At 71.1% G+C, this 10624-nt stretch carries 12 protein-coding genes; 6 read left to right on the forward strand and 6 right to left on the reverse strand.

Annotated features, from left to right (window positions below):
• Together AB0J09_RS41835 and AB0J09_RS41840 are read left to right on the forward strand one after the other, a co-directional pair.
• A partial coding sequence (locus AB0J09_RS41835; protein ID WP_360703865.1) for a BTAD domain-containing putative transcriptional regulator occupies positions 1 to 2657 on the forward strand: 2657 nt, incomplete at its 5' end.
• Between the two features lie 77 nt (positions 2658 to 2734).
• Positions 2735 to 3892 (forward strand): FAD-dependent monooxygenase, encoded by a 1158-nt coding sequence (locus AB0J09_RS41840; protein WP_360703868.1) that lies wholly within the window; start codon positions 2735 to 2737, stop codon positions 3890 to 3892.
• On the opposite strand, the gene AB0J09_RS41845 is transcribed toward AB0J09_RS41840, so the two are convergent.
• Positions 3875 to 4732, reverse strand: coding sequence for a hypothetical protein (locus AB0J09_RS41845; protein ID WP_360703870.1), 858 nt, complete (start codon positions 4730 to 4732; stop codon positions 3875 to 3877). The genes AB0J09_RS41840 and AB0J09_RS41845 overlap by 18 nt on opposite strands.
• Positions 4733 to 4758: 26 nt before the next feature.
• Between AB0J09_RS41845 and AB0J09_RS41850 the strand changes: the two genes are divergently transcribed.
• Positions 4759 to 5178 carry a hypothetical protein gene (locus tag AB0J09_RS41850; RefSeq protein ID WP_360703873.1) on the forward strand — a complete coding sequence of 140 codons (420 nt, stop codon included), beginning with the start codon at positions 4759 to 4761 and terminating at the stop codon, positions 5176 to 5178.
• Here AB0J09_RS41850 and AB0J09_RS41855 read toward each other — a convergent pair.
• The gene (locus AB0J09_RS41855; protein ID WP_360703876.1) at positions 5168 to 5983 is read right to left on the reverse strand and encodes an SAM-dependent methyltransferase; all 816 of its coding nucleotides are present in this window, start codon (positions 5981 to 5983) and stop codon (positions 5168 to 5170) included. The two genes, AB0J09_RS41850 and AB0J09_RS41855, sit on opposite strands and share 11 nt — an antisense overlap.
• 157 nt (positions 5984 to 6140) lie before the next feature.
• Complete coding sequence (locus AB0J09_RS41860) at positions 6141 to 7100, reverse strand: nitronate monooxygenase (RefSeq protein ID WP_360703879.1); 960 nt, start codon at positions 7098 to 7100, stop codon at positions 6141 to 6143.
• Between the two features lie 152 nt (positions 7101 to 7252).
• On the opposite strand from AB0J09_RS41860, the gene AB0J09_RS41865 reads away from it, so the two are divergent.
• Positions 7253 to 7438, forward strand: coding sequence for a hypothetical protein (locus tag AB0J09_RS41865; RefSeq protein ID WP_345000866.1), 186 nt, complete (start codon positions 7253 to 7255; stop codon positions 7436 to 7438).
• A gap of 162 nt (positions 7439 to 7600) precedes the next feature.
• Here the strand turns inward: AB0J09_RS41865 and AB0J09_RS41870 are convergent, their stop codons facing one another.
• On the reverse strand, positions 7601 to 8701 hold the full coding sequence (locus tag AB0J09_RS41870; RefSeq protein WP_360703882.1) for a serine hydrolase domain-containing protein: 1101 nt from the start codon (positions 8699 to 8701) through the stop codon (positions 7601 to 7603).
• A 99-nt stretch (positions 8702 to 8800) separates the two neighbouring features.
• Here AB0J09_RS41870 and AB0J09_RS41875 point away from each other — a divergent pair, with 99 nt between their 5' ends.
• Positions 8801 to 9445: a TetR/AcrR family transcriptional regulator gene (locus tag AB0J09_RS41875; protein WP_360703885.1), complete on the forward strand. Its 645-nt coding sequence runs from the start codon at positions 8801 to 8803 to the stop codon at positions 9443 to 9445.
• Here AB0J09_RS41875 and AB0J09_RS41880 read toward each other — a convergent pair.
• Together AB0J09_RS41880 and AB0J09_RS41885 are read right to left on the reverse strand one after the other, a co-directional pair.
• Positions 9426 to 10229, reverse strand: a complete 804-nt coding sequence (locus AB0J09_RS41880; protein ID WP_360703887.1) for an N-acetylmuramoyl-L-alanine amidase — start codon at positions 10227 to 10229, stop codon at positions 9426 to 9428. The genes AB0J09_RS41875 and AB0J09_RS41880 overlap by 20 nt on opposite strands.
• 62 nt (positions 10230 to 10291) lie before the next feature.
• Complete coding sequence (locus AB0J09_RS41885; protein ID WP_360703890.1) at positions 10292 to 10417, reverse strand: hypothetical protein; 126 nt, start codon at positions 10415 to 10417, stop codon at positions 10292 to 10294.
• Between the two features lie 39 nt (positions 10418 to 10456).
• On the opposite strand from AB0J09_RS41885, the gene AB0J09_RS41890 reads away from it, so the two are divergent.
• Positions 10457 to 10624: Gfo/Idh/MocA family oxidoreductase (locus AB0J09_RS41890; RefSeq protein ID WP_360703893.1), on the forward strand; the 168-nt coding region annotated here is incomplete at its 3' end.

Consider the following 10624-nt stretch of genomic DNA (forward strand, 5'->3'; position numbering starts at 1 on the left):
CCGACGCGCCGTTCGCGGGGCCGCAGGCGCTCCGGCTGGAGGAGCTCAGGCTGTCCGCTGTGGAAGACCTGATGGAGGCCGAGCTGGGCCTGCCCGAGGGCAGCCCGGTGGCCGCGCTACAGGACCTGGTGGCCGCACATCCGTTGCGCGAGCGGCCGCGCGGGTTGCTGATGCGCGCGCTGGAGGCGGCGGGGCGGCCGTCCGAGGCGCTCGCGGTCTTCGACGAGACGCGCCGCCTGCTCGCCGACGAGCTCGGCACCGACCCCTCACCCGAACTGGCGGCCCTGCACCTGGCGATCCTGCGCGCCGACCGGCACCAGGTCCGGCGGGTCGCGCCGCCGGCCCAGCTGAGCCAGATCGTCGGGCGGGAGGAGGAGCTCGCGCGGCTGGGCGCTCTGCGCGGCGCCCGCCTGGTGACGCTCGTCGGCCCCGGCGGCATCGGCAAGACCCGCCTGGCCATCGAAGCCGCCACCCCACTCGGGGAGACCCGGGAGGCGTGCTTCGTGGACTTGTCCCTGGTGGAGGGGGCCGGGCAGGTGGCGGGGGCGGTGCTGGCGGCGCTCGGACTGCGCGAGTCGGCACTGCGGGGGCTCCCCGACCCCGCCGAACGCCTGATGGCGGCGCTGGCCGAGCAGGACCTCCTCCTCGTCCTGGACAACTGCGAGCACGTGCTCTCCGAAGTCGCAGCGCTGGCCCGCCGCCTCCTCGCCGCCTCTCCCGGCCTGGCGATCATGGCCACGAGCAGGGAGCCGCTGGGCATCACCGGCGAGCACCTGGTCCCGCTGGCGCCCCTGCCCACCGACCCGGCTGTCAGGCTGTTCGCCCAGCGGGCGGCGGCCGTGCGGCAGGAGTTCGCGGTCGGGCCCGGCAACCGGGACGCCGTCCTGCGGATCTGCGCGGCGCTGGACTGCCTGCCGCTGGCCATCGAGCTGGCGGCCGCCCGGATGCGTACGTTCGGGGTGGAGGAGATCGCCACCCGGCTGGCCGAGCACGACAGGTTCAGGCTTCTGTCGCGCGGCGACCGTACCGCCCCGACTCGCCACCAGACGCTGTACGCGGTCGTGGAGTGGAGCTGGAGCCTCCTCGACGCGGAGGAGCAGGAGCTGGCCAGGAGGTTCTCCGTGTTCGCCGGAGGCGCGAGCCTGGAGGCGGTGGAACGGGTCTGCGGCGCGGACAGCGCCGACCTGCTGGCCGACCTGGTGGACAAGTCGCTGATCGAGACCGACGGCGAGCGCTACCACATGCTCGACACCATCCGCCTGTTCTGCGCGGAGCGGCTGGCGGAGGCGGACGAGGAGGAACGGCTGAAGGCGGCCCACGCCGCCTGGTTCCTGGAGTTCGCCCGCCGCGCCGACGACCACCTCTACAGCGCCGAGCAGCTCCAGTGGCTGGCCCTGCTCTCGGCTGACAACGCGAACCTGCAGGCGGCGCTGCGGTGGAGCGTGGAGCACGACAGGCCGACGGCGGCGCGGCTCGTGGCGGCGCTCGCCATGTACTGGTGGCTGAGCGGGCGGCGGGGCCAGGCGACCCCGCATGCCGTGCGCCTCCTCGACGCGATAGGGCCCGAGCTGGCGGAGGAGTACGCGCTGGTGGTGCTGCACGCCGTACCCGACGCCGGGTCGCCGCACTGGAAGCAGGCCCGGGCGGTCCTCGAGTCGCTCGATCGGCCGATGCGGTACCGGTTCGGCCCGGCCCTGTGGGGAATGATCGTGGGACCGCCGGAGCCGCAGGCGCTGGCCGGGCGGGTACTCGCGGCCGACCCGTGGAGCAGAGCGCTCGAATGGCTCAGCCGCGCGCTGCTGAAACTGCTGAGCGGCGAGGTCGCGGTCGCGGAGCAGGAGCTGGAGTCGGTGCTCGCGGAGTTCGGCTCCCTGGGCGAGCGCTGGGGCAAGGCGCAGGGGCTCGACTGGCTCGGGGTGATCGCCGGCTGGCGCGGAGAGTGGGGACGCGCCATGGGCCTGTGGCAGGACGCGGTCGGCCTGCTGGAGGAGCTCGGCGCGATGGAGGAGCTGGTGGACGTGCTGGTCCGGCGGGCCGACGCGCACTGGCGGGCGGACGACGTCCAGGCGGCACGCGCCGACTGCGAGCGGGCCGGGGATCTGGTGCGGCGCCTCGGTAGGCCGGAGCTGCTGGCGGAAGTTCACTTGCGACTGGGCGAGATCGCGCGGTTCGAGGGCGACCTGATGGAGGCCGGCCGTCTGCTCGACGCGGCCCTGACCGTCTCGGAGAGCGGGGCGTTCACGTCCACAGGGGTGCGGGCGCACGTGCTCACGGCGCTCGGCCGCCTGGCCGAGGCGTCGGGCGACGCCGTGGCGGCCGCCGACCGGCACGCTGAGGCCCTGGCCGCCGCCTTGAAGTCGCCGCTGGCCACCCACCTCGCAGACGCCGCGGAGGGCCTCGCGGGCCACTGCCTGCTCGGCGGCACGGGCGCGTCGGGCGAGGATTCGGTGGGGCGGGCGGCATTGCTGCTCGGCGTGGGTGTTGCGCTGCGTGGCATGGCCGTCGCGGGGGATCGGGACGTCGCCAGGATCGCTGTCGCCGCCACGGAGGCACTCGGGCCGGAGGGGTTCGCGTCGGCGTTCGCCAAGGGCGCGTCGATGAGCTGGGACGACGCGCGCACAGCTTTGACCGCGAACCTCGGTCCCGGTGTCTGGTAGGAGCCGCTGACAGAGCCGGGCGTGGCTGTCAGCGGGTAGTCGCCCTGCTGTCAGCGCCGCCGGCGAGGCTGCGGGGCATGAAGAACACCAACGTCCTCATCTCCGGCGCCAGCATCGGCGGCCCCGCCCTCGCACACTGGCTCACCCGCTACGGCTTCAACGTCACCGTCGTCGAGAAGGCCCCGGCCCTCCGCCTGGGCGGGCAGGCCGTCGACTTCAAGGGCGAGACCCACCGCACCGTCCTGACCCGCATGGGGATACTCGAAGACGTCAAGGCGCTCCAGACCGGCGGCGCCGACCAGCAGATCGTCGACGCGAACGGCCACAGCCTGGCGGTCATCCCCGGCGAGTTCACCGGCGGCGACATCGAGATCAGGCGCGGCGACCTGTCGAGACTCCTGTACGAGAGGACCGCCCCCAACTGCGAGTACGTCTTCGGCGACTCGATCACCTCTCTGACTGAGACCCCCAGCGGCGTCCATGTCACTTTCGAGCGCTCGGCCCCCCGCACGTTCGACCTGGTCGTGGGGGCGGACGGCATCCACTCCAACGTGCGCCGCCTCGCCTTCGGCCCGGAGGCCGACTACGTCGAGTTCCTCGGCCACTACTACGCCCTGGTCGACGTCCCGGCAGCCTTCGGCGAGGTGCCGAGGATGTACAACGAGCCCGGCAGGATGGCCACCGTCGGCGGGCCGAAGGCGCCCGCGTTCTTCGTCTTCGCCTCCGAGCGCCTCGACTACGACCGGTACGACATGCGGCAGCAGAAGGACATCCTGGCCCGCGCGTACGCGGGCATGGGCTGGAAGGTCCCGGCGGTCATGGAGGAAGTGCGCCGCTCCCAGGACGTCTACCTCGACTCCCTCAGCAAGGTCACGATCGACCGCTACAGCCAGGGCCGCGTGGTGCTGCTGGGCGACTCCGCGTACGGCAACACCCTGGGCGGCTTCGGCACGGGCCTGGCCATGGTGGGCGCGTACGTGCTCGCGGGCGAGCTGGCCGCGGCCGGCGGCGATCACCACGTGGCCTTCGCACAGTACGAGGCGCAGATGCGCGGGTACGCCAAGATCACCGAGAACGGCAACGCGGGTCCCTTCCTCGCCCCCGGCACCCCGGCCAGGCTCCGGATACGGAACTGGATGTTCAAGTACAGCTTCCTGCTCGGTTTGATGATGAAGCTGACCGACAAGTTCGCGACCGACATCACGCTCAAGAGCTACTCAACGACCCAGGGCTGAAGTCCTGGGCTTGCGCCTCGCGGTCCGGTCTGGCTGACCGGCTCGGGACGCACTGACCTCGCTTTCCATGGCGCGGTCGTTGGGCATGTTGACGAATACCCACGCCACCCTGGCCCGTCTGGCGACGTTGAGGGCGGCGATGTGGTCGGCGGGTCCAGCGAACCCGCACGACCTGCAGGTGAAGGTGTCCCGGGTGGGACGGTTCTTGCGCTCGGTATGCCCGGCTCGGATGCGGGCCATCCGCCGCCGGTAATGCGACAGCTTCTGCCCGCTGTAGTTGGTCCCGTCCGAGGTGGTCGCCAGATTGACGATCCCCCGATCCACTCCCAGCCACCCGTCCGGGGCGGCGTTCATCGGCGCTTCGGGGATCTGGCAGGTGGCCGACAACAACCACATCCCGTCCCGGAAGATCAGATCGCTCTCGCCCCTGCGGTGCAGGGCGAGCGTCTTGAGCTGCTGCGGTGAGCCGGTGAACGAGATGTTCTTCAAGCGGCCCCGCACCGTCCAGATGGACACGGTGCGGGCGTCGATCTGCCAGGACAGGCACCGATCGTCAAACGGCTGGGCAGCCTGAGGGCGGAAGGCGATCGGCTTGGACTCCGCCTTGCGGCGCCACTGGGAACGCGGGCCGCCCAGGCGCCCATTACGGATCAGGCCGCGCAACGTGGCGTAGGCATCAGCGACCTTCTTGATCACGTGCTGAGCGGGCTGGGCCGACAATCCGGCGGCCTTCAACTCCCCGTACAGGTGCCTGCGCAGCTGATAGTTGCCGAACATGCCCATCTCATAGGCCACCTGCGAAACCTGGTTGGCGGCCTGGTTGCAGGCGCGCAGGGTCATCTTCAACGCCTCGGCCTGCTCGGGCGTTGGCAGAAGCCGCCGCCATCAAGGGAGTCCGCGTCAACCACATCCCGAAGGGCTTCACGTACGGCGGGGTCGTCGTCAGCAAGCACCATGGCATCACCGAGTACGGCTACCAGTGGGGGGATGACCGCCCCAACGCGGACCCCAAGCAGCGGTCGCTGTGGGTCAGGGTGGTGTGCTGGCCGAAGGCGAGCGAGCTGGCGCAGCTCAAGAACGGGCCGTTCGACATGAGGACGTTCTCCGGAGACACCAGGACCGCGAAGATCGGCGGCCGTCAGGTGCTCACCCAAGAGGGCGACGGCGCGCTGGGCGACGGCAGGTACGCGGGCTGGGTCGAGCGCGAGGGAGTCGTCGTCACCGTGATGGCCAGCCGGCCCCTCGTACCCGAGCTGGCGAAGATCATCAAGGGCATCAAGCTCTGAGCCGGCCGACCCCACCGTCGACGCGGAGCTGCGGCATGCCGTTCAGGTGGGGGATGTGGGGCTCCTCGCCGATGTGCCAGTCGTGGACCGGCACCAGGCCGGGCCCGATCAGCTCGAACCCGTCGAACAACCCCAGCACCTCCTCCCGGGTCCTGAACCGCGTCTGCGCAGGGGTGCCGGCCGTCGCCATCGTGAGCTGGGCGATCGCCTGAGGGTCGCTCTCCGCCATCGAGTGGGAGATCACCAGATGGCTGCCGGGCGCCATGCGCTGCCTGAACGCGGCCACGATGCCGGCGGGATCCTCCTCGTCCATCACGTAGTGCAGCACGCCGACCATCAGCACGCACACCCGCTGGTCGAAGTCGATCAGACCGGTGACATTGGGGTCGGACAGCACATCGGCGGGGCGGCGCAGGTCGGCCTGGACGCTGGCGACGCCGGCCGAGTCGGCGAGCCGCACCTGGGCGTGCAGCCGCACCACCGGATCGTGGTCCACGTAGATCACCCGGCAGGCGGGGCTCACCGAGCGGGCGGTCTCGTGGATGCTGGGCGAGGTCGGGATGCCGGTGCCCAGATCAATGAACTGCCGCACGCCCTGCTCTGCCAGATGGCGGACGACCTCGACCTGGAACCTGCGGTTCGCCCTGGCCACCTGGCGCGTGTCCGGTGCGACCGCGAGGAGCTTCTCGGCCACCGCCCGATCGACCGCGACGTGGTCCTTGCCGCCGAGCAGATAGTCGTACACCCGGGCGGAGCTGGGAACAGTCGGGTCCACGCCGGGCGGAACGCGTTCTAGCTCGGTCACGGGGGGCCGTCTCCTTAGGCGCGTACGACTCGAACGTCATACTACTCGGCGCTTCCGCGCGGAAGGCCGAGGTCGGCGAAGTCCCTTCAACGGGAATGGCAGGCGAAACAGAACACGTTCTCGTTTTTGCGCGCTCCTGGCGCGACCACGGCCGCCGTCAGGCGTCAGGAGCCGTGAAGCGGGTCAGGAGCCGCTCGGCGGCGGCGAAGCCGGCCACCACGTCAGCCGCCGTACGCCGCTCGTTCACCATCCCCACGCCCTGCCCCGCGTAAATGTAGGCGGTGTCGAAGTCGCCCTCGCGCCGCGCCGCCTCCAGCAGGGCCTGGGCGGCGTCGTCAGTGGCCAGCTCGTCCTCCCGCCCTGCCCAACGGTCGAAGAACGCGTTACGCAACGCCCGCCCGCCGTACTCCGGCGGCCACCCGAGGCGCTGGGCGATGTCGAAGACCCGGCCGTACGCGGTGCCCGTCTCCTCCGCGGCCAGCACCCGATCGCCGGCCCGCTCGGAAAGGGAGGTCTCCACGCATCCCATGAAGGCCGTGCCCACCCACGCCCCGGCAGCGCCGGCGGCCAGCACGGCGGCGAGCCCGCGTGCCGTCACGATGCCGCCCGCCGCGATCACCGGGACCCGCACGGCGTCGAGGACGCTCTGCAGCAGCGGCAAGGTGCCCACCTCGTCGCGCCCGTGCCCGCCGGCCTCGGCACCGCGCGCCACCACCGCGTCCACCCCGGCCTGCTCGGCGGCGCGGGCCTCGTCGGTGGTGCCCGCCTGGGTGACCACCGTGATGCCCGCCTGCCGGAGCTCCTCGACATAGCGCGCGTACGGTCCGAAGCTCACGGAGACCATCGCAGGCCGGAGCTCGAGCACGGCGTCGAGCTGGGCCGGGTTGCCGGGCACCGCCCAGGCCATGAGCCCGACCCCGTACGGCCCGCCGCCCGCGACGGCGGCCTCCTTCGTGATCCACTCCCCTGTGGCGGCGGAGGCGGCCCCGATCACGCCCAGCGCCCCGGCCTCGGAGATCGCGGCGGCCAGCCGGCCCGCGCCCACCCCCGCCATCGGCGCACCCACCAAGGGGACCCTCAAACCGAACCGATCAGTAAGCCAGGTGCGCAAGATCACTACCTCCGTAACGCCTGCTGGAGCAAGTCTTCCACGGCTTTCCAACCTCAGGACCGGAATTAGAGCCGGATGGCCGATGCGCTCATGGCACACACCTGTGCATCCTGGTGGGGAACGGGTTCCGTTCCGCAGCTGAGAGGAGTCACGAGGGCATGGACAACGCGGCAGGCCGTCCGACCGTGATCTTGGATAATGGCGTGGTCGGCAGGGTCATGCTGGCTCATCCGTCCAGGCGCGATCTCGTGCTCGTGCTCGGCATGGACGGCACCTTGCTGAGCTGCCAGCTCGACGACATCGCCTGCGTGGTCGGCGGCAAACCACTGTGCCGTGACGGCTGACCAGCCGGTCTCGATGAGACGGCGGTCGGTGGTGGCCGTCCTTTTTGAGGGAAAAGCGTCTTGGTGAGCCCTTCGGCCGACCCCTATGTGACCGCGGTCAGTGGTGGCCGTCCCTTGGGGGCAAGGCGCACGAAGTGGTGACCGAAGAAGGATGGGAGGGCGTCAGGCGCCTTTGACGATGGCGCCGATCTGGCCGACGGCGGCGAAGTCGTTGGTGAGCCGGTTCTTGGTGAGCGCGAACGCCGTGCCGGTCGCCGTGTCTGCCCAAGCCGCGCTGCCTCCCGCGCCCGGCACCCCGAAGACCGTCGGGCTCATCTCGGCCGTCGAGTCGGGGCCGCCGATGCCGTACCCGAGCCCCCACGCCGAAGGCATGCCGAACACCTCGTCGACTCCGCTGGAGGCCACCGCCGTCACCTCGCGCAGCCGTTCGGGCGAGATCAGCCGCGTCCCGTCCACCTCGCCGAGCAGCGCCGCGTACATCCGCGCGATGGCCCTGGCCGAGGTCTTGCCGCCCGCGGGGATGTCGGCGGACAGGTAGTCGGGCCGGTTGCCCAGTTCGGCGGTCGGCATCAGCGACATCGGCCCCGCCTTGAACATCGGCAGGTCCGCCGGCATCTCTCCCCACGCCGACATGTCCACCGGCGCGTCCTCCAGCCTGGCCAGCCGGGCATGCTCCTTCTCCGGCATCCCGAAGTAGAGCTCCTCGCCCACGCCCAGCGGCCCCGCCACGTCCTCGAGCAGCACCTGGGAGATGGGCTTGCCGGTGACCCGGCGGACGATCTCGCCGACCAGGAACCCGAACGTGTACGCGTGGTAGCCCACCTTCGTGCCCGGCTCCCACCACAGCTCGGCGTCCTCCAGCGCGGCGACCATCTTGCCCCAGTCGCAGACGTCCTCGGGCGTCGTGTCGAGCGGTACGCCGGGGACGCCCGCCGTGTGCGACAGCACGTGACGTACGGTCACGCCCTGCTTGCCGTGCCGCCCGAACTCCGGCCACAGCTCCACCACCGGCGTGTCGTAGCCGAACAGCCCCCGCCCGGCCAGCACGTGGGCGACGGTGGCGGTGGCGCCCTTGCCGATCGAGAAGTTGTAGAAGGGCGTCTCGGACGTGACGGGCCGCCCAGTCTCGGGGTCGGCCACACCCGCCGCCACGTCCACGATCTGGACGCCGTCGCGATAGACCGCGACCTGGAGCCCGCGCTCCTCGCCTGACTCGACGAGCCTGTCGGCGGCTTCCTGCACCTGCTTCTGGAGATCACTCATGGAACGTCCTCGGTCGCTTGGGGAACTAGACGGTACAGTACTCAAAGCAGTACGGAACTGTCTAGTACTCTGATTTCGTCGAAGCGCGAAGGAGTGGTCATGGCAGCGGAAGAGGACGGCCGCACGGCACGCAAGCGCAGGCAGATCATGGACGCGGCGCGGCCGGTCTTCCTGCGCAACGGCTATGTGGGCGCGAGCATGGACGAGGTGGCCGCGCTGGCAGCGGTCTCGAAGCAGACCGTCTACAAGCACTTCACCGACAAGGAGCAGCTGTTCACCAGCATCATCCTCGACACGACGAGTGGGGTGGACGGACTGGCCAAGCTGATCACAGCAGCCCTCGACGACAGCGACGACCTGGAGAAGGACCTGGGCGAGCTGGCCCGCCAGTTCCTCGGCGCGCTCATGCGGCAGGACCTGCTCCGCCTGCGGCGGCTGGTGATCGCGGAGGCCGACCGCTTTCCCGACCTCGGCCGCACCTGGTACCAGCAGGGCTTCGAGCGCTCGCTGAGGACCATGGCCACCGCCTTCGAACGTCTGGCGGAGCGCGGGCTGCTCCGCCTGGACGACCCCCAACTGGCCGCCGAGCACTTCGTGGGCCTGCTGCTGTGGATACCGGTGAACAAGGTCATGTTCTGGGGAGGCGGCGACCACTACACGGAAGCCGACCTGGAGCGGCTCTCCGAGGCCGCCGTCGCGGCGTTCCTGCGCGCGTACGGGGCCGCTAGCCCAGGAACTTCCTGAGCCCGCCGGCCAGGGATTGGGCCATGCGCTCGCGGAAGGCGGGGTCGGACATCTTGGCGGCGTCCCCGCGGTTGCGCATGTTGCCGCACTCGATGAACACCGCAGGGCGCGTGGAGAGGTTGAGTCCGCCCAGGTCGGTGCGGGTCTGCAGCCCGTCCACGGCGGTGTAGGTGGAGTACGGGAGCCCCGTGCCGGAGTGATAGGCGTTCCTGATCGCCACCCCGAGCCGGCGGGAGGGCTTGACGATGGCGTCGTTGTGCCCCGCGACCAGCCCCGGCAGGATCACGTGGAAGCCGTGCCCGCCCGGGGCGGCGCCGTCGCCGTGGATCGACAGGACCGCGTCCGCCCTGGCCTCGTTGCCGATGGCGGCCCGCTCGGTGACGCACGGGCCGACGCCCTTGTCGTCGGGCCTGGTGAACACGACCTTGGCGCCCATCTTCTCCAGGATCGGCTTGAGCCTCTTGGCGACGTCCCAGGTGAAGGCGTGCTCCGGGTATCCGGCGTCGGTCTCGGTGCCGGTCGTGTTGCACGGCTTCCTGCCGGTGATGACGTCGACCTGGCGGTTGATCTCCTTGGGATGCGCGGCGTTCCCGCCGTTGTGCCCGGGGTCGATCACGATGGTCTTGCCTGCGAGCGCCTGCCCGGCGGGCGACCGGCTCCGGGACGGCGACGCGGGCGGCGCCGTCTTCTGCGCGGCGGGCGCGGCGGGCGCGGCGCCGCCGCACGCGGCGGACAGCGCGGCCACTGTGGCGAGTGTCACGAATCCGGTCCGGTACGCGTGCATGGTCCCGACCGTACCCGGTGCCGCCCGGCAAACCCAATACCCGTCTGACCTGCGCTTTCGCTTCATAACGTACGGGCCAGCAGCTCGGCCCGGTGGTGGTCGTACGGTGTGGCGAGGCGTTCCGCGGCGGCCATGGCCCGCGCCGCCGCCTTCCTCGCCGCCTTCTCCCTGCCCGCCGCGGCCAGCACGAGGGCGCCGGCCCAGCCGATGCGGGCCGCGGCACCGGGATGGCGCGCCAGGTACGCGCGCAGGTGGGCGTGGAGCAGCCGCGTGGTCGCGCGGTCCGGGCGCGGGTCGAGATCATCATCAGGGCCTGCGAGCAAGGCATACCCGTCTTCTGCGAGAAGCCGGTCGCGAGCACGGTGGCCGAGACCGTCAAGGTGCTGGAGGCGAGT

This window comes from Nonomuraea sp. NPDC049784 (assembly GCF_040659615.1).
Taxonomy (GTDB): Bacteria; Actinomycetota; Actinomycetes; order Streptosporangiales; family Streptosporangiaceae; genus Nonomuraea.

Bases quoted from the DNA above. Each gene is read 5' to 3' on its own strand.
- AB0J09_RS41840 (WP_360703868.1), top strand. From the start codon at position 2,735: ATGAAGAACACCAACGTCCTCATCTCCGGCGCCAGCATCGGCGGCCCC.
- AB0J09_RS41845 (WP_360703870.1), bottom strand. From the start codon at position 4,732: ATGACCCTGCGCGCCTGCAACCAGGCCGCCAACCAGGTTTCGCAGGTG.
- AB0J09_RS41865 (WP_345000866.1), top strand. From the start codon at position 7,253: ATGGACAACGCGGCAGGCCGTCCGACCGTGATCTTGGATAATGGCGTG.
- AB0J09_RS41870 (WP_360703882.1), bottom strand. From the start codon at position 8,701: ATGAGTGATCTCCAGAAGCAGGTGCAGGAAGCCGCCGACAGGCTCGTC.
- AB0J09_RS41875 (WP_360703885.1), top strand. From the start codon at position 8,801: ATGGCAGCGGAAGAGGACGGCCGCACGGCACGCAAGCGCAGGCAGATC.
- AB0J09_RS41880 (WP_360703887.1), bottom strand. From the start codon at position 10,229: ATGCACGCGTACCGGACCGGATTCGTGACACTCGCCACAGTGGCCGCG.